General features: G+C 67.9%; 16 protein-coding genes. 4 read left to right on the top strand and 12 right to left on the bottom strand.

Annotation, left to right across the window (positions count from 1 at the left end; all coding sequences use genetic code 11):
* Positions 1-18 precede the first annotated feature (18 nt).
* The gene (locus ON40_RS42835) at positions 19-963 is read right to left on the bottom strand and encodes an endonuclease/exonuclease/phosphatase family protein (protein WP_157186794.1); all 945 of its coding nucleotides are present in this window, start codon (positions 961-963) and stop codon (positions 19-21) included.
* A 184-nt stretch (positions 964-1,147) separates the two neighbouring features.
* Here ON40_RS42835 and ON40_RS42840 point away from each other — a divergent pair, with 184 nt between their 5' ends.
* The 4 genes from ON40_RS42840 (at position 1,148) to ON40_RS50905 (ending at position 4,166) form a co-directional block, all read left to right on the top strand.
* The gene (locus tag ON40_RS42840) at positions 1,148-2,059 is read left to right on the top strand and encodes a cutinase family protein (protein WP_040831474.1); all 912 of its coding nucleotides are present in this window, start codon (positions 1,148-1,150) and stop codon (positions 2,057-2,059) included.
* Between the two features lie 146 nt (positions 2,060-2,205).
* Entirely contained in the window at positions 2,206-3,327 is a 1,122-nt protein-coding gene (locus tag ON40_RS55280) for an acyltransferase family protein (protein ID WP_051194466.1), read from the top strand.
* Positions 3,328-3,452: 125 nt separating this feature from the next.
* Complete coding sequence (locus ON40_RS42850; protein ID WP_051194467.1) at positions 3,453-3,974, top strand: nucleoside deaminase; 522 nt, start codon at positions 3,453-3,455, stop codon at positions 3,972-3,974.
* 3 nt (positions 3,975-3,977) lie between these two features.
* Positions 3,978-4,166, top strand: a complete 189-nt coding sequence (locus ON40_RS50905) for a helix-turn-helix domain-containing protein (protein ID WP_083896369.1) — start codon at positions 3,978-3,980, stop codon at positions 4,164-4,166.
* Between the two features lie 23 nt (positions 4,167-4,189).
* Here ON40_RS50905 and ON40_RS42860 read toward each other — a convergent pair whose 3' ends face one another.
* The 11 genes from ON40_RS42860 to hisD all read right to left on the bottom strand — a co-directional run bounded on the left by ON40_RS42860 (position 4,190) and on the right by hisD (position 18,740).
* Positions 4,190-5,533, bottom strand: coding sequence for an LLM class flavin-dependent oxidoreductase (locus ON40_RS42860; RefSeq protein ID WP_051194468.1), 1,344 nt, complete (start codon positions 5,531-5,533; stop codon positions 4,190-4,192).
* Positions 5,530-6,573 carry a type 2 periplasmic-binding domain-containing protein gene (locus tag ON40_RS42865; RefSeq protein ID WP_040831475.1) on the bottom strand — a complete coding sequence of 348 codons (1,044 nt, stop codon included), beginning with the start codon at positions 6,571-6,573 and terminating at the stop codon, positions 5,530-5,532. The genes ON40_RS42860 and ON40_RS42865 overlap by 4 nt, the downstream gene beginning before the upstream one ends.
* Positions 6,574-6,607: 34 nt before the next feature.
* Positions 6,608-7,366 (bottom strand): ABC transporter ATP-binding protein, encoded by a 759-nt coding sequence (locus tag ON40_RS42870; RefSeq protein ID WP_040831476.1) that lies wholly within the window; start codon positions 7,364-7,366, stop codon positions 6,608-6,610.
* The gene (locus tag ON40_RS42875; RefSeq protein ID WP_245568244.1) at positions 7,353-8,135 is read right to left on the bottom strand and encodes an ABC transporter permease; all 783 of its coding nucleotides are present in this window, start codon (positions 8,133-8,135) and stop codon (positions 7,353-7,355) included. Before ON40_RS42875 ends, ON40_RS42870 begins: the two co-directional genes overlap by 14 nt.
* A gap of 74 nt (positions 8,136-8,209) precedes the next feature.
* On the bottom strand, positions 8,210-9,811 hold the full coding sequence (locus ON40_RS42880) for a rhodanese-like domain-containing protein (RefSeq protein WP_040831478.1): 1,602 nt from the start codon (positions 9,809-9,811) through the stop codon (positions 8,210-8,212).
* Positions 9,812-10,080: 269 nt separating this feature from the next.
* Positions 10,081-11,688: a fatty-acid--CoA ligase FadD5 gene (fadD5, locus tag ON40_RS42885; RefSeq protein ID WP_040831479.1), complete on the bottom strand. Its 1,608-nt coding sequence runs from the start codon at positions 11,686-11,688 to the stop codon at positions 10,081-10,083.
* 166 nt (positions 11,689-11,854) lie between these two features.
* Positions 11,855-12,997, bottom strand: coding sequence for an aminotransferase class I/II-fold pyridoxal phosphate-dependent enzyme (locus ON40_RS42890; RefSeq protein WP_245568245.1), 1,143 nt, complete (start codon positions 12,995-12,997; stop codon positions 11,855-11,857).
* On the bottom strand, positions 12,994-14,565 hold the full coding sequence (hutH, locus tag ON40_RS42895; protein ID WP_040831480.1) for a histidine ammonia-lyase: 1,572 nt from the start codon (positions 14,563-14,565) through the stop codon (positions 12,994-12,996). The genes ON40_RS42890 and hutH overlap by 4 nt, the downstream gene beginning before the upstream one ends.
* An 87-nt stretch (positions 14,566-14,652) precedes the next feature.
* Positions 14,653-15,870: an alpha-hydroxy acid oxidase gene (locus ON40_RS42900; protein WP_040831481.1), complete on the bottom strand. Its 1,218-nt coding sequence runs from the start codon at positions 15,868-15,870 to the stop codon at positions 14,653-14,655.
* On the bottom strand, positions 15,867-17,300 hold the full coding sequence (locus tag ON40_RS42905; RefSeq protein ID WP_051194469.1) for a purine-cytosine permease family protein: 1,434 nt from the start codon (positions 17,298-17,300) through the stop codon (positions 15,867-15,869). Before ON40_RS42905 ends, ON40_RS42900 begins: the two co-directional genes overlap by 4 nt.
* Positions 17,301-17,405: 105 nt before the next feature.
* A complete protein-coding gene (hisD, locus tag ON40_RS42910) occupies positions 17,406-18,740 on the bottom strand; it encodes a histidinol dehydrogenase (protein WP_063713218.1) in 1,335 nt (444 codons plus the stop codon).
* Positions 18,741-18,798: the final 58 nt, after the last annotated feature.

An 18,798-nucleotide genomic window follows, 5' to 3' on the forward strand; every position in this document is an offset into this window, starting at 1 on the left:
CGCCGGTCCGGAATCCGCTCAGCGGTGCAGGGTGATCGCCGCCCAGATGCCGCGGTGGTCGGAGCCTGGGAGGGCAACGGTGTGCACCTCGTTCGGTTCGGCGTCGCGCAGGAGGATGTGGTCGATCGCGATGACCGGCGGATACCAGCGGTCGGCGGCGTAGGTGGGCAGGAAGCCCGATCCGGTCGACACCGCGGCGTCGCGGTAGGGCCCGTCGAGCAGGGCGCGGTAGGGACGGTGATCGGTGGTGGCGTTGAAATCCCCTGCCACCACCACCGGTCCGGCGTCGGCCGGAACCTTGGCCAGCAACTGCCGCAACAGTTCCAGCTCCCGCAGCCAGTCTGCGGGATCGCGCGGCCACGGCGGCACGGGGTGCACGGCGAATACCAGGACGGACCCGCCGTCGGGCAGATCGACTGCGGCAGAGAGCAGTTCGGTGACGAAGCCGTCGTGCCGACAGGTTTCCGACAGCGGGTAGCGACTCCAGATTCCGGTGCCGTCACCGACTTCGCCGGTGCTGCAGTAGTGGTAGGGCAGCAGTTCCGGCAGGCGGGAGGCCATGATCCGGTCCAGCCCTTGCGGCGTCACCTCGCAGATCGTCAGGATCTCGATTCCCAGCCGATCGACGGTCGCCGCGATCGAATCCGGATCCGCCTGGCCGACGAGGATATTGGCCTGCATCACGCGCACCGCGGGCCCTGTAGCGGGCGGTCGCCGACGCCACCGTTCCCGGTACAGCGGCCACTGCGTGCCCGCGGCGACGCCGAGCACGACGACGCTCACCAGGACCGCCACCCACTCCTGCGCCACCGCGGCCAGCACCGCCGCGGGCGCGGCCGCGGCCATCAGCCACGGCGCAAATGCGCCAGCCACGATCACCGGCTGCCGCCGGGAGTTCGTCGAACGCGCGATAAGCCCGGCGAGCGCCACCACAAGCAGGAGCATCGATACTGAAATGAGCACGAGGTCGATCGTGCCGAGGAACCCTGTGCGGCAGCTGAGCCGGACCTGCGAGCCGACCGACGATCCCCACGGCACACGAGTAGCAATCGGCTAATCCTGCGCTATTTTCATCGGCCTCTTACACTCTCACAGTAGCTGCACATCGGTCCGACGGGATGTCGGCCGTGACCCCCCGGAGTATCCGATGCATTCTCGTTGGAAGGCCACCGTCGCGAGCGCTGCGGCCGTGGTGACCGCCGCCCTCCCCCTCGGCGTGAGATCCACCGCGGAGGCTGCCCCCTCGGCCTGCCCCAGCCTGTATGTCGTCGCGGTCCCCGGGACCTGGGAGACCTCGGACAAGGATCCGGGCAAGGGGATGCTCGCCTCCGTGACGAACAATCTGCCGGGCAACGTCCGGACCGACTACGTCAACTACGCGGCCACCGCGTTCCCTTGGGAAGGGGACGTCTACGGTCGCTCCAAGCAGGAAGCCGTCAACCGCACCCGCGGCATGATCGGCGCGATGGCGCAACGCTGTGGCGCAACGCGATTCGCGCTGCTGGGGTACAGCCAGGGCGCGGACGCCGCCGGTGACGTGGCCGCCTCGATCGGCACCGGCCTCGGTGTCGTGCCGGCGAATCGGGTGTCGCTGGTTGGACTGATCGCCGATCCGCGCCGGTCCCCGACCGACCAGCTGATCGGCCCGCCCGTCCCGGGCGCGGGCGCCAGCGGTCCGCGAGCCGGCGGCTTCGGCTGGGTCGGCCCCAGGACCTACACCTTCTGCGCCGCGGGCGATCTGTACTGCTCGATGCCCAACGGCGACTTCGCCGGTCGGATCGGCGGGTTGCTGGTGCAGCTGTCGAATCCGGACCCGGCCCAGCTCGGGACCTATCAGCAGGAGGTCTCCACCCTGCTCAACGATGCGCTGGCCGCCGGCGGTCTGGGCCTGCTGAACAATCAGATCACCAACGCCGAGTACAACCAGCGCAAGAAGCAGATCGACGACTTCCTGAAGTCCGGAATCCACCAGAGCTACCCCCGATACGGGGTCGACTCCAGCGGCGCCACCGCTCTGAGCTGGCTGCACCAGCGGTTGATCGCCGCGGCCCAGGGCTGAGGCCGCACCCGCGCCCGCGGTATCGGTGTGGCAGTGTGCCCACCGAACCGCGATGTTGCCGAATCGGTCTCGGATCGGGCATCGTGACACATCAACGCCACGGCCGAGTCCGGTCGACCACGATGACGCGATGAGGTGAGAAACGGATGCGACGGCGGCCGGTGACCGACACGGCCTCGGCGGTGCATGCCGTGACGCCGCCCGTATCCGACACCGGTTCCGCCGCCCCCGCCTCCTCCGGACGGCGGGTCAGCTGGGACGTGATTCGCGTGCTGGCCCTGATCGAGATCGTGTTGTTCCACGACACATATCTGGGGCCCACGACCGAACCCGGGATCCCGGAACTTCCGCACGCGTGGACCCATACCTGCGGCGCATCGATCCTGATCATGGTTTCCGGATATTTCGCCGCCGTGACGCTCCGGCGCAACCCACCGGGGCGCTGGCTGGCTCGGCGGTTCGCGCGGCTGCTGCCCGCCTATCTGGTGGCCGTGGTCGTGGTGTTCGCGGTCGTCAAACTGTTGAGCCCCGCCGAGTTCAGCCTGCACCAGCTGCGGTGGACCGATCTGGTGGGCAATCTGTTCCTGATGCAGCAGCTGCTGCCGAATGTGGCGTACATCGACCTGTCCTGGTGGACGCTGCCGGTGCAGGTCGCCGGGTTCACCGCCATGGCGCTGCTGGCCTCTCGGCGGGTGGGCGGTCGCGCGGTGATGCCGATCCTGTGGGCCGTGGTGCTGGTTCCGGTGGTGATCCGGGAGATCTGGATGGGCGATCATCCGTCGGTGTGGCTGGTGGTCGCGCTGGAGGGCAGCGGGCTGTGCATGGCTCATCTGCTCGTCGCGGGAGTCGCCGTGCAGCGCTGGGCGAGCCGACGCCTGGGCACGGTGCATCTGGCGCTGTTGCTGGCCGCGGTGCTGGTCGCCGAGAAGGTGCATCCGCCGGTGACTTCCGTCGCACTCGTCGGCGTCGGTCTGGCGCTGATGTGCCTGGCCGCCCGCGGCCCCGACTGGCCCCTCCCGGCCGTGTTCGTGACCCCGGTGCGTTGGATCGCGGCCCGTTCCTACGGCATCTATCTGATGCACCAGAGCATCGGGTACCTGCTCGAGGATCGCCTCGCCCGACTCGGCTGCCCTTCCTGGATATGGGTCACCGGCGCCGTCCTGGCCGCCGGTCTGCTCGGTTGGGGTCTGACCGCCTGGGTCGAACGCCCCGCCTACAACACACTGCTACGCGTCATCACCAGGTCCCGGACCCTCGCCCCCGGATAGTCTCGCCCGCCGCGGACGGTCGGCGGCCGCGCCGCTTCGGACGCGGTGTGCTCGTATCGGGGTGCGGCGACTGCTACCGTCGGCCTCTCCCACTGTGCTCATCAGCCGCTCTGAAAGGAGTCTCCGTGTCCGCGCCAGCCGGATCACCGCCACCCTCCGAGACCCCCACGGCCGCCCGCGATCTCGAGCACCTGCGCCACGCCATCCGCCTGTCCGCGGAGGCGGTCGCAGACGGCAACCACCCCTTCGGCGCCGTGCTCGCCGGCCCCGATGGGACGGTGCTGTCGGAGGCGAAGAACACCGTGGTCACCGACCACGACTGCACCGGTCACGCCGAGACGAATCTGGTGCGGCTGGCCGGGCACGCCTACACACCGGAATTCCTGCGCGGCACAACTCTGTACACCAGCACCGAGCCGTGCGCGATGTGCGCCGGGGCGATCTACTGGTGCGGCATCGGCCGGGTGGTGTTCGGCCTCGCAGAACAGGACCTGTTGCGGCTCACCGGATCCCATCCCGACAACCTCACCATGGCGTTGCCGTGCCGCGAAGTGTTCGCGCGCGGGCAACGGCAGATCGAGGTGGTCGGCCCGCTGCTCGCGGAGGAGGCCGCCCGCGCTCACGGCGGGTTCTGGGCGGCAGAATGACCGGTGCCGCCGAGCACCTGGCGGACCGTGGCCGCGCAGCGCCACCTGCACGTCAACACCCTGCGCTGCCGGATCCGCCGGGTCGAGGAACTCACCGGGGGCGATCTGTCCCAGTGGAGCGACCGCTTCGACTTCCAGCTGGCGCTGGATCTGCGTCGCGGCGGCTCGGGTTCCGCCGCGAGTTCGGCATAGGAGTCCGACCGCGCGCGGCCCCTTCAGGAGGGTTCCTCGAGTCCGAGGTTGCTTCGCAGGGTCGTGCCGGAGTACTCGGTGCGGAAGATGCCGCGGCGCTGTAGTTCGGGGACCAGTTGGTCGACGATCGCGGCCAGGCCGTCCGGGAAGAAATCGACATTCAGGTTGAAGCCGTCGGCGGCCCGGCCGACGAACCACTTCTCGATACTGTCCGCGACCTGTTCGGGCGTGCCGACGATGCTGCGGTGTCCATTGGGGTTGCGCTCCAGCAGCTCACGCACGGTCAACTCGTCGCGGCGGGCGAGGTCGAGGATCGCGGCGGCGAAGCCCTGGCTGGAGTTCACCGTCGTGCGGTCGAGGAGATCCCACGGCAGCTGCCGGTCCAGGTGCAGGTCCCCGGGCTCGAGACCGAGTGTGGTGCTGAGTGATTCGAGTTCGCGGTCGAATCCGGCCACGTCGTCGAGCCACTGTTTGCGCTCACGGGCCTCGCGTTCGGTGGAACCCAGGATCGGAAACAGTCCGGGCAGGATCACCACCTGATCGTCGCGGCGGCCGTGGGCCAGCGCCTGCTGCTTGACGTCGCGGTAGAACTCCTGAGCACCCTCGAGCGTGTGCGCGACGGAGAACACGGCATCGGCGTACCGCGCGGCCAGCGCGATGCCCTGCGCGGATCCCCCGGCCTGCAACAGCACCGGACGGCCCTGTGGCGAGCGCGGCACATTCAGCGCGCCGCTCACGGTGAAGTGTTCGCCGCGGTGTGCGATCGGGTGAATTCGGTCCACGTCGGCGAATTTTCCGGACTTCCGGTCGGCGATCAACGCATCGCGATCCCACGAGTTCCACAGGGCGAGCACCACTTCCACGGCCTCCGCCGCGCGGGCGTACCGGTCGTCATGGCCGGCGAGTGCGTCGAGACCGAACAGCGGCGCCGCCTGCGGCGACCGCGTCGCGACCACATTCCACGCCGCCCGCCCACCGGAGATCTGATCGAGCGAGGCGACGACCCGGGCGATGTTGTACGGATGCTGGAAGCTGGAGGACACCGTGGCCACCAGGCCCACATGTTCGGTGACCCGGGCCACCGCCGTCAGCGGGATGAACGGATCGAGCGACTGCCACGGCCGCGCCACCGCCGGTGCGCCGTAGTCGAATCCGTCGCTGAAGAAGACCGCGTCCAGGCGTCCGCGTTCGGCCAGGCGGCCGATCTCCTCGAAGTAGTCCGGATTCAGGAATCCGAGCGGATCCGGCTGGACCTGCCACGAAGCCGGATGCCGACCGGAGCTGTTCACGTTGACGTTCAGGTGGAGTTGCCGAGGGGTCCCGGAAGATGCTTGTCCGCGAAGGGATTCGGCGAATCCGGCGCTCACTTCTGCGCCTCCGCGGCCAGTGAGCCGATCGCCTTCTGCGCTTGGTTGTACCGGGGGTCGAACCCGATGCCGACGTCGTCGGGCAGTTTCGGAATCACTCCGCCCGCATGCAGCGTCACGGCGACCTGTTGTTCCTGCGCAATCAGATTCGCGTCGAAATTCCAGAACGATCCGCTGCGGACGTGATATTCGAATTCGGCTCTGGCCTCGCCCACCTTCAACTGCTTCTCGATGATCGCCTTCGCCGCGTCGGGGTGGGCGTCGTACCAGCTCCAGAATCCGGACAACCGGCCGAAGAAGTCCTGCAACGCACCATCTTTGGTCTTGTCCGCCAGCGCCTTTCGGGACGCGGTCCAGACTCCCAGGGCCGGAATTCCGGTGTCCTGCTCGGTGAGCAGAATCTTCGCCTGACCGGACTGCAACGAGCTCAGAATCGCGGCCTGGGATCCGGAGTACACATCGGTGCGCCCGTCGTTGAAGGCCGCCGCAGCGGTCGCGCCGTCGGTGAACTGCTTGGGCTGGATGTCCCCGGGGCTCGTGCCCGCCTTGACCAGTGACGCCAGGTATTGGGCGTGGTTGTAGCCGCCGAAGTTGTATGCCCAACTGTGCCCGCGCAATTGGGCGGGCGTGTCGATCCCCGCCGAGGTTCGCACCGCGGTGACCAGCGGCGCGTACCGGGGATCGTAGTTGTTGCGCCAACCGGCGACGATCGCGAGCGGTGCGTTCTGTTTCGTCCAGGTGGTCTTGGAATTGGCCTGTTCGATGGTCAACGAGGTGTCGCCCATATGCCCGAGGTCGATCGCACCCCCGTACAGCGCTTGCAGATTGGCCGCCGGGCCGGTCAGATTGCTCCACTCGACGTCGTACTTCGTGCCCGAGAGCACACCCGACGCCTGGATCAGGGCAGGAAACGCGGTGTCCTGGTACGAGATTCGCAGACGCACGCGTCCGGATCCGTTGTCCGCGCACGCGCCGACCATGGTGAGAGCCAACAGGGCGACCACGGCCACCACGAATCGTTTTCCGAATAACTTCTTCATACTGTCTTTCCGTAGAACCGCCGAGCCGAATTTTTCATCGGCTCGCGTGCGACGAGACCTCACCCAATCGGTGCAGAACCTCGCGCTTGATGTCGTTGAAGTCGACCGCGGTGGCGTCGCGGGGCCGCGCCACCGGGATCGGGATATCGGCCTGAATGCGGCCGTTGCCGAGCACGATCACGCGATCGGCCAGCAGGAGTGACTCCTCGATGTCGTGCGTGACCAGCAGCACACCCGGCCGGTGTTCGGCCCAGAGCCGAAGCACCAGATCCTGGGCAGTGCGCCGGGTGAACGCGTCCAGGGCGCCGAACGGCTCGTCCAGGAGCAACAGTTCCGGTGATCGATACAGCGCGCGGGCCAGCCCGACCCGTTGCGCCTCACCACCGGACAGCGTCTTGGGCCAAGCGCGAGCCTTCGCCGCGAGCCCGACCTCTTCCAGGGCCGCGAGAGCCGATCGCTTCCTCGCCGCACCGCCCCGGTCCGCCAGCACGACGTTGCGCCAGACACGTTGGGCTGCAATCAGTCTCGGCTCCTGGAAGACCACCGAGGTCCGCTCCGCGATCGTTGCCCGACCGGATGTCGCGTCCTCGAGCCCACCGAGGATCCGCAGCAGCGTCGTCTTACCCGTCCCGGAAGGTCCCAGCAGCGCGACGAATTCACCGCGCGCGACGGTCAGATCGATGCCATCGAAAATGACCTGGTCACCGTAGGACTTCGAAATGCCTTGCAGCCGAACAACTGTCTCCTGATCCGGCGGTGCCGCGTACTCATCGAGAAGCTCAGGCGCCGACATGGGTGGCCCTCCACGGCAGCAGTGCACGCTCGAGGCCGCGCATGATCACATCCACGACGAGTCCGAGCACGGCATAGATCAGGATGCCCGCGATGATGATGTCGGTGCGCTGAAACTGGTTGGCGGTGTTGAGGATATAGCCGATCCCCGCCTGGGAGTTGATCTGTTCCGCCGCGACGAGCGCCAGCAACGCGGTGGCCGCCGCATAGCGCCAGCCGACCAGAATTCCCGGCATCGCCATCGGCGCCACCACCAGGCGGATCGTCTGCCACCGCGACATCTCGAAGGTTCTCGACACCTCGAGCAGTTTCGGATCGATCGCGCGGATCGCGTGGTAGGTGTTCAGGTAGACGGGAAAGATCGACGCCCCGACGATCAGCGCGACCTTGGATTCCTCACCGATGCCGAACCATACGACGAACAGCGGGATCATCGCGATGAACGGGATCGTGCGGATCATCTGCAACGGCGCGTCGTAGATCCGTTCCGCCGTGGCCGAGAGCCCGGCCACGACGCCGAGCACCAAGCCCGCGACGCCGCCGATCACCAGTCCCAGGCCAGCGCGTTGCAGTGAGATCGGCAGCGCCTGTTGCAGATCGCCGGAGGACCACAGTTCCTTGTACGCGCCCAGGATGGCGGCCGGGCCGGGCAGCACACCGGCGCTGACCCAGCCGCTCGACGAACTGATCTGCCACAGCACGATCAGCAACACCGGAACCGCCACCCGGACCACCAGCGACGTCACCCGCGAGGCGGACCGGATTCGCACACTGCGCCCGGAATCTCCTGTGTAGGAACGAGTTCGGGTCCGGACGGCGGGAAGGCCGACCGGCGCGACGACGGTCACGAGCTTTTCGCCTCGAAGTCGAAGTCGCGATCGCCTTCGGAGTTCCCCAGCAGCGCGTATTCCCAATCGAAGTAGTCGCGGTACCAGGCATCGCGTTCGGGGCCGAAGGGCGGCGGGCCCACGCGGTCGGCGATCTCCCCGGCGTAGTGCGGGTCGTCACTGGTCGGCTCCACCGGTACGCTGCTCGGTCCGCCGAGGACGACGCGCACGTCATGTCCGGCGTCGAGCAGGTCGCGGGCCGCGAAGTGGGGCCGGTACGCCACTGGTCCGCCGCCGGACTGGAGATCGGTGCCCACATCGGCCGTTTTGTCGTTCAGCTCGTCGCCGACCAGGACGATCCGGCCTCTCCCCTGCGCTGCGGACCGGAGGTGTTCCCGGCGCGCGTGGATCGAGCCGGGCAGGTGCCCGCGCTCGTATTCACGCGAAGAACGAAGATCGAATACCGTCGGCGCAGAATTCGATTCGAGTTCATCCGCGAGTTCTTTCCCGGAGATCTCCGGAACCTCGGGCACCGTAGGCGATTCCGGCCGGGGCGACGTCAGAATCTCCGGGCGAGCCACGACGACCTCGATCGGCCCTCGGTGCAGGTAGCGCAGCCACTGCACCGTACTGGCGGCGCGGACCAGGTCGGGAGTATCGACGAGCACAACGCGGGCATCGAGCACGGCCAGATGCTCATCGCTCGCCTGCACCAGCTGCCCGCCCTGAACGTGCCGCGCGTCCGCGACCGTACCGGCAGCGAATTCCTCCGGGGTGCGGATATCGATCGAATAGGTGGTGCGCGAGCCGTCGCCGACCGACGACGCGTCCACGACCCGCACCCCGAGCCGTTCGAGAGTCGTTGCCGCCCAATCGATCAGGTGTGCCGGAACATCCGCCGGTGCGTCGAGCGGAGTTCCCGGACCGCTCTCGATCCGCCCGCCTGCCCACCCCCAGGCCGGTGTGCCGTTGTGCAGCGAATACACCTGATTCGGAATGCCGGTGTTGATCAGCGATTGCGCCCCGACGATGCCGCGGGTGCGGCCCGCGCAGTTGACCACGATCGTGGTCTCCGGGCCCGTGATCCCTTGCAGCCCACGGTAAGCCAGCTCCGAGCCGCCGCCGGTGTCCAATCCGCCCGGAATATGGTGGTGCAGGTACTCCGAGTGCGGGCGGCTGTCCAGCACGACGACATCCGCGCCCTCGGCACGCCAGCGCGCGACCGTGTCCGCATCGACGGTCGCTGTGCCGAAATGCTTTTCGATCCACTCGCCGAGCGTCTTGCTCCGCACGTTCGTGCCGGTGTAGAGCCGACCCCCCGCCGCGGTCCAGCCCGCCAGCCCGTCGCGCACGACCGCGACGTCGGTGTACCCGAGACCGGTCAGAATGTGCGCCGCCTGCTCGTCGAGTTCGGGCTCGGAGGCCAGCACGACGGTCGTCCCGGTGCGCGGAACCGCCTGCCGGATGCGGTGTTCCAGGTCGTGCAGCGGCAACCCGCTGCTCACGGCGATATGCCCGGCCGCACGAGCAGCGGGCGCGCGAACGTCCAGCAGGGCCACCTCGCGGTCCCGGTCGTCGAGTAGTGCGCGCAGTTCGGCGCCGCTGATCGTCGCGGTCATCAATACTTCCTCGTCTCACGAACGTGTCGACGCCGGGCGCACTCCGCGGATATCCGAAAGCCGTTCGACGGCAACGGAATATCAGCGCGTGGCTACCTCACGCCTACTGCCCGCGGCACCGATGCGACATGCCGAGGGCACAACACACACAGCCCCACGGACCCGGACCTTGACAGCCATTCTGCGAAGTCGAGGGCCGCACCGGAAGTATTGGACTCGCGCTGACGGAAAGTTTGCTCCGCAGCACGCCGAGTCCGGATCCTCCCCGCTCAGTCGGCCAAACCGGCGTCCTTGCTGCCGTACGCGTCGCGCAGTTCCGGCTTGACGACCTTGCCGCTCGCGTTGCGCGGCAGCTCCCCGATGATCACGAGATCCTTGGGATGTTTGAAACGAGCGAGATTCTCGTCGAGGTGCGGCCCCAATTCGGCGAGGGTCAGCTCACCGGCCCCGTCCGCGAGGACGACCACGGCCACCGGCACCTCGCCCCACTTCTCGTGTGCGCGACCGATCACCGCGGCCTCGGCGATCTTCGGATGCCCGTACAGGACGTTCTCGACCTCGGCACAGTAGATGTTCTCGCCGCCGGAGATGATCATATCCTTGGCGCGGTCCACGACGTAGAGGAAGCCCTCCTCGTCCTGGCGAACCAGATCCCCGGAATGGAACCAGCCACCGCGGAACGCCTCGGCGGTGCCCTGCGGGTTCTGCCAGTAGCCCTTCATCAGATTCGGTCCGCGATAGACGATCTCGCCGACCTCGCCGGGCTTCACGTCGTTCATCATCGGGTCGACGATGCGGGCGGTCACCGCGGGCACCACTTTGCCGATCGAACCGATCTTGCGCAGTGCGTCCTTGCCTTGCAGAACGCAGGTGACCGGAGACATCTCGGTCTGGCCGAACGCGGTCATGTTGAGCGCCTGCGGGAAGCTCTCGTTCATCGCCGTGAGCACGGTATCCGACGCCGGGGCGGCTCCCCAGCTGATCGTGCGCAGCGCCAGATCGCGCGGTCTGGCGCGCTGCGCCGCGCACACCGCCTGCCATTGCGCGGGCACCATGAACACCGAGGTCGTGCCTTCGCGTTCCAGGGTGTCCAGCATGGTGTCGGCGTCGAACGCACCCAGCGGATGAATCACCGCCCGGATCCCCCGGTAGAAGACCGGCGCGAACCCCGCGAGACCGGCGATGTGGAAGATGGGCGGTACGACCGAGGCGACATCGTCGTCCGAACTCCCGACCGCCGCGTTGATCGTGGTCACCGCCTGCGCCTGCAGATTGGTGTGAGTGAGCATGGCGCCCTTGGGTTTTCCGGTGGTGCCCGAGGTGTACATGATCACCGCGACGGTGTCCTCGGGGACATCGATCCCGGGCAGATCGGACGGATCCTCGGCCACGAGCGCCTCGTAGTCCAGATGCGCCGGATCCCCGTCGCCGTCGACCACGATCATCGTGTCGATCGCGCCGGTGGCCGCGCGCACCGCATCCAGCAGCGGCACCAGCACTTTCTCGGTGACGACGACCTTCGCGCCGCTGTCGGTGACGAGATAGGAGACCTCGGCCGGGCTCATCCGGATATTGACCGGCACCGGGATCGCGCCGATCAGGTTGGCCCCCAGCACCGCCTCGATGTACTCGGTGCGATTCAGCAGCGCCATCAGCACGCGATCGCCGAACCGGACGCCGCGCCGATGCAGTGCGGCGGCGAACGCCCGGGACCGTTCGTCGAGTGCGCGCCAGGTGGTCGCGGAGTCCAGGTATTTGATCGCGATCCGACCCGGCGTCATCAGCGCATGGCGATGTACCTGGTTGTTCCAGTGGTTACGTCGCGAGCGCAACGGCTCGGTGATCGATCCGTTCGTCGATTCCGTGGTGGCGGTCATGCTCACTCCTGTCGCCGCGGCCCGATGGACCTGAGCTACTGCGGACTCCGTGGACTCTGTGCCCTGAGTCACACAGTAGCGAGACGGCGATCTCCCCGTGCCGGGATGAATCACGCGGGGGCGACATCGCATCCGCATGATGTCGCCCCCGCCTCCTCATTCGGAATCAGGCCGTGAGTCCGTCCTGCCGGGTCCCTGCGCCCAGGTCGTCGACCGCGGTGAGGACGGCGTCCTGCGCCGCGCGTTCGCCGACCGTGACCCGCACGCCTTCCCTGTCGAACGCGCGCACGGACACCCCGCGCGCGACACAGGCCGCCTCGAGTTCAGCGGTCCGTTCGCCGACCGGCAGCCACACGAAGTTGGCCCCGCTGTGCGGGACGTGAATTCCGCGGCGGCGCAGGCCCTCCACCAGATGGGCGCGGCCTTCGCGGACCACCTCGACGATGTGGTCGGTGTGCGCGCGGTCGGACAAGGCGGCGCGGGCGGCCGCCTCGGCCACTCGGCTCAGACCGAACGGCGGCGAGGCCGCGCGAACGTCGTCGGCGATGTCGGGATGTGCCAGCAGATATCCCGCGCGCAGACCGGCCAGGCCGTATGCCTTCGAAAAGGTCCGCAGCACAACCAGATTCGGGAATCGTGCCCGCAGGCTCGCAGTGCGCGAGGGGTAGCGGGAGAACTCCTGATACGCCTCGTCCAGGATCACCAGCACGTGCTCGGGCACCCCGGCGATCAGATCCTCGAGCTGTTGCGGCGACAGCTCGGTTCCGGTCGGGTTGTTCGGATTGCACAGGATCATCGCGCGGGTGTCGTCATCGATGGCCGCGAGCATGGCCGCGGGGTCGTGCCCGAAGTTCTCGTCCAGCGGCACCGGCACGGCCGTGGCTCCCACCACGCCGATCAGGATCGGATACGCCTCGTAACTGCGCCAGGCGTGCACGACCTTGGCGCCGTGTCCGGTGTATGCGGCCAGCACGTTCTGTAGCAGCGAGATCGAACCGCCGCCCACCACGATCTGCGCCGGGTCGACCTCCAGTCGCGCACCGATATCGGCGACCAGATCCTCGCCGATCAGCGACGGGTAGAGGTTGCCGCGCTCGGCCGCGTCGCGGATCGCGGCCAGGATGTGCGGTGAGGGTGGCACCGTCGATTCGTTCGACGACGCCCGCCACCGCACATCACTGAGCCCGGCCGCGCGCGTATACCGGGGCAACGCCGCCACCACCGAACGCGCTCGGACGGTAGGACTCGTACGCGGCATCCCGGGGCGCTCCTGTTCATCGATGATTCCGGGATCGAACGACCGACTCACGACAGCGGACCCAGGACGCGCTCGACGGCTTCGAGCAGCCGGTCCGAGCGGATCGCGGTGACGACGGCCTCGATTTCGGGTGCGAGAAACCGGTCCGGACCCGGCCCTTCGACGGTCTCGCGGACAGCGGCGACGACCGCCGCGGTGCCGGGTGCGGGTGCGAGCGGGGCGCGCATCTCGATGGCGCGGGCCGCTGTGAGGATCTCGATCGCCAGCACCCGGGTCAGACCGTCCACGGACCGGCGCAGTTTGCGCGCGGCCGACCAGCCCATCGATACATGGTCCTCCTGCATGGCCGAGGACGGGATCGAATCGGTGCTGGCCGGGTTCGCCAGCCGTTTCAGCTCCGAGACGATCGCGGCCTGGGTGTACTGGGCGATCATGTGGCCGCTGTCGACGCCCGGATCCTCGGCCAGGAAGGGATTGAGGCCGTGGTTGCGGGCGACGTCCAGGAACCGGTCGGTGCGGCGTTCGCTGATACTCGCAAGGTCGGCGGTCACGATGGCCAGGAAGTCCAGCACGTAGGCGATCGGCGCGCCGTGGAAGTTGCCGTTGGATTCCACCCGGCCGTCGCGGGTCACGACCGGATTGTCCACGGCGCTGTCGAGTTCTCGTTCGGCCACCGTGCGCGCGTGTTCGACGGTATCGCGCGCGGCCCCGGCAACCTGCGGCGCACAGCGCAGCGAGTAGGCGTCCTGCACCCGCGTGCACTCCGGACCGCGATGGCTGGCCACGATCGCCGAATCGGCCAGCACGCGACGCATGTTCGCCGCCGCGAGCGCCTGTCCGGGGTGCGGGCGCAACTGCTGCAGATCCTCGGCGAAGACCCGGTCGGTGCCGAGCTGACCTTCGACGCTCATCGCCGCGGCGATATCGGCGATCTGCAACAGCCGCCGCAGATCGTGCAGGGCCAGGACCAACTGGCCGAGCATGCCGTCGGTGCCGTTGATCAGCGCCAGGCCCTCCTTCTCGGCCAGCACCACCGGGGTCAGACCGTGCGCGCTCAACGCCTCGGCCGCGGGCATCTCGACACCCGCCGAAGTCCGCACCGTGCCTTCCCCGATGAGCGCCAATGCCACATGGGAAAGCGGGGCGAGGTCGCCCGAGCACCCCAGGCTCCCGTACTCGTACACCACCGGCGTCAGACCGGCGGACAGCATCGCGGCGTATGCCTCGACGGTCTCGACGCGCACACCGGTGCGCCCGGTGGCCAACGTCGACAGGCGCAGCAGCATCAGCGCGCGCACGACCTCGCGTTCGACCTCGGCCCCGGTGCCCGCGGCGTGCGAGCGAATCAGGCTGCGCTGCAGGTCAGCTCGCATCTCCGGCGGAATGTGCCGGGTGGCCAGTGCACCGAACCCGGTCGAGACCCCGTACACCGGCGTCGGGTCCTGGGCCAGCTCCTCGATGCGTTTGCGGCTCTCGGCGATGGCGACCAACGCTTCCTCGGACACCACGACCGGTGCGTCGTCGCGGGCGATCCGCACGACGTCCTCGATGCTGACGGGCCCGACACCGACCACGACCGCGTCGGCCGTGGCACTGCGCCGGGATGGCTCGGTGGACATATTGCTGCCTCCAGTCTGATATTCGAGACTTTAGTCTCGGATCATGGGTATGCGCGGACGCACGCCGTACGCCGCGGCGCGGTCCGGTCAGTGCGCGGCGGTGATGAGTTCGGGACCCCGTTTGCGCAGTTCGTCGACACTCGCGACACCGACGAGCTGCATCGTCCGGCGCAACTGCTCGGTGAGGAGCCGGGCGACGCGGTCCACACCGGGCTCCCCGGCCGCGGTCAGGCCCCAGAGGTAGGGGCGGCCGACGAATGCTGCATCGGCTCCCAGCGCGAGTGCGGTGGCGATATCGGCGCCGTGCCGCACGCCGGAATCGACGACGATCCCGAAATCCTCGCCGACCGCCCGGCGTACCGGCTGTACGAGATCGATCGGGACGATGCACCGATCCAGTTGGCGCCCACCGTGATTGGACAGGTGCACGCCGTCGAGTCCGATCTCTTTCGCACGCTGCGCATCCTGCGGGCCGACCGGGCCCTTGAGCACCAACCGGCCCGGCCACTGCTCCCGGATACGGCACACGTCGGCCCAGTCGACCGACGGATCGAATTGCGCGGTGATGTTCTCGATGGTGTAACCGCCGCCCCCGGCGCTGGAGACATTCGCGAACTCGATCTTCGGACTGGCGAGCATTTTGGTCCAATAACCGGGCCGCACACCAAGATCGATCATGCCCTCGAGCGTCAACTGCGGCGGGATGGTGAGTCCGTTGCGCACATCGCGAACCCGATAGCCCGACACCGCGGTGTCCACGGCGATCTCGAGCACCCGATAGCCGGCCGCGTCGGCCCGGCGAACCAGTTCGTCGGTCAGGTCGCGGTCCTTCCAGATGTAGAGCTGGAACCAGCGGTCCGCGTCGTGTGTCGCGGGAAGTCCGGCCAGGTCTTCCAGCGAGGTCGAGGCCATCGTGGACAGGACGTATGGGATACCGGCCCGCGCCGCGGCCGCCGCGACGGCCGGTTCGCCCAGCGGCGAGAGCATCCGCGTATATCCGGTGGGCGCGAAGCCCATCGGCGCCGCACTGGGCCGACCGAACAGGCTGGTGGACAGATCGGCGCTGCTCACGTCGGCCAGCACCGAAGGGGTGAAGCGCCACTTGCGGAACGCTTCGGCGTTGGCGCGCAACGTGATCTCCTCGTCGGCGCCTCCGGCGATGTAGTCGTAGACCGGCCGAGGCAACCGGCGGCGGGACAGCCGCCGGAAGTCCTCGATGGTCTTGCACCTATCCAGCAGCCGAGTGTCACGATTCCACGCCGGCGGTTTCAGCTTGATCAGCTCGCGAACTTCATGAGGTTTCACGCGGGTACGGACTCCTGATTCGGGGCGTGCGGGTCGTCGCCGGGTTCGCTGATCCCTGGCTCGGCGGCCGGGTACTTGCGGCGGACCGGGAACTTGCGCATGAGCGCCACATACAAACCGCCTGCGACGAAGATCCCGAGGATCCACGAGACGTCCGCGCCGCCGAGGGCCTTGGCGATCGGTCCGGTGTAGAAATCGCTGGCGATGAAGGGGATCTCGATGACGATACCGACCAGGTACGCGATCATCGCACGCCAGTCCACGCCGCCGTACTCGCCCGCGGGCTCGAACATCGCCGACACGCTGTACTTCTCCTTCCTGATCAGGTAGAAGTCCGCCAGATTGATTGCGGTCCACGGGATCAGGAAGTACGCGATCAGCAGGATGAAGTTGCTGAAGTTGGTCAGGAAGTCGTTCCTGCCGACGACGCCGATGCTGGTGGCGATCGCGGCGACGACCACGATCAGCAGGCTCCGGGTGATCGGGCTGACGCGCAGTTTGAACAGGGAGTTCAAGGTGGTCGTGGTCGACATGAACATGCCGTACAGGTTGAGCGCGTTCACCCCGATCACACCGGCGAGGATGATCAGGAAGAACAGCGGGTGCGCGACGGCGGCCTGGTTGACGATGAAATCCACCGATCCGCCGTCGAACGCGTCCGAGGCGACGGCGGTCGCGGTGGCGCCGAAGGCGAACATCCACATCGACGCGAGCACGGTGCCCAGGTACGTGTACCAGAACGAGGTGCGAACCGAGGTGTTCGCGGGCAGATACCGCGAGTAGTCGGCCACATACGGGGCGTAGGTCAGCTGCCAGGTCGCCGCGATGGCCACCGCGGCCAGAAACAACGGCCAGGTGAAGTGGCTGGTGTTCCACGCCGTACCGAAGTGGTTACCGGTCACCAGCCGGTAGCTCAGGTACAGGAAGGTCAGTCCGCTCAGCACCGAGAGCCATTTCTCGGCGGCGTGCATGAGCCGATATCCGACGATGGTGAGCAGCACCGTGATCGCGACGACGATGACGATCGACCAGTTCGCCTGCATCCCGGTCAGGCTGGCGAAGGCCGCCCCGCCCTGCACCGCGGTGGTCGCGAAATAGCCCATGTACATCAGCACCACCAGCAGCAGTGGTAGCACCGCACCGTAGAAGCCGAACTGGGCGCGGCTCTGGATCATCTGCGGGATGCCCAGCAGCGGACCCTGTGCCGAGTGCAGGGCCATGAATACCGCGCCGATCAGCATGCCGATCAGGCTGGCCAGCAACGCCCACGGCAAGGACAGGCCGATCGCCACCGAGATCGCGCCGGCGGCGATGGCGGTCACCTGGAGGTTCGCACCGAACCACAGGGTGAAGAGGTTGCGTGCGCGACCGTGCCGTTCGGAAAGCGGAACGAATTCGATCGAGCGTTGCTCTGGATTGATCACGGACATGGGCCGTTTCCCTCGATAATGGCCGAATACTGCTGGCCTGAAAAGCTTTTGGCGATGTAGGCGGGGTCGTGAGCGGATATAGGCGGCGTTGGCCGGGCCCGGCGGTCACCGGTCGAGTCGGCGAGTCACCGCGAACTCGTGAGCGGGGAAGCCCTCGTGGCGAGTGAAGGCGATGACCGTGTCGGACATCCGCGCCAGCGCCTCGCGAGTGGACTTGGCCACGGCCGTGCGCTTGCGGAACGCGTCCGCGGTCACCCCACTGCTGACCTTGGCGTACCCGCTGGTGGGCAGCGCCGCAGGGCAGCCGATGATGAAGTTGGCCATCGAGACCGTGGTGTTCTGGCCGAGCAGAATCTCTCCGGCGTCGACCAGCAGATCCAGCACGTGCTGCTCGTCGCGCACGGCGATCTGCATGTGCTCGGGAGCGAAGGCATTGGCGACCTCGGCCGCCTCGTCGATCGTAGCGGTCAGCACCGCGCCGCCGTTCCTGCCCAGGGCGCTGCGCGCGTATTCGGCGCGCTGCTCGGGCAGATCGAGGAGTTGCTTGGCCACTTCGGTCTGGACGGCGTCGAGCAGAGCGCGGCTGTCGGTGACGAAAACGCTGGTCGAGTCGGCGCCGTGCTCGGCCTCGTTGAGCAGATCCGCCGCGAGCAGGTAGGGATCGGCCGAATCGTCGGCCAGGATCAGCGATTCGCTGGGGCCCAGCAGCATGACACTCACGGTGCCGTAGCGCTGCACCTCGATCTGCGCGCAGGTGACCGGCGGGCTGCCCGGCCCGCACACCTTGCGCACCCGCGGCACGGTTTCGGTGCCGAAGGCCAGGGCGGCGATCCCGGCCGGACCGTTCGCGCGGAAGACGTCGCGGATGCCCAGTTCGTCGGCCACGACCAGCACCGCCGGGTCGACCTCGCCGTCACCGCCGGGAATCGGCGGAACCACCACCGCGATCTGCGGCACACCGGCGACGACGGCCGGGGCGCCGAGTTGCGCCATCACCGACGGGTAGGAGCCCTTCCCGCTCGGCACGAACAGTCCCGCGCTCGCGATCGGGGTGACCTTCTCACCGACCATCAGGCCCGGCTCGCTCTCGAAACTCCAGTCACCGTGCCGGGTCAGCTGCTCGTTGAACGCGCGCAGATGGTCCAGCAGGTCGCGGATCGCGGTGAGCAGCTCCGGTGAGATCTTCTTGCGAGCGGCCGCGAACTCCTCGGGCGAGACCCGGATCCGGTCGGGCGTCAGCGAGATCCGGTCGAACTTCTCCATCGCCCGGATCAGGCCCGCGTCTCCGTTGTGCCGTACGTCCTCGATGATCTCGAGCACGCCCTCGCGGAGTTGCGGATCGAAGATCTTGTCGCTGCCGCGCTCGAGCAGATCAGCGCGTTCGGCGGCGGACATCTGCTGCCAACTGCCGCGTTCTCGGATTGGCTGGTCGTTCGACATACGGTGCTCCAGATCGGTGTCGTCGTGGGCGGGTGGAGAGACGGGTGTCACATCGCCG

Source organism: Nocardia jiangxiensis NBRC 101359, assembly GCF_000308615.1.
Taxonomy (GTDB): Bacteria; Actinomycetota; Actinomycetes; order Mycobacteriales; family Mycobacteriaceae; genus Nocardia; species Nocardia jiangxiensis.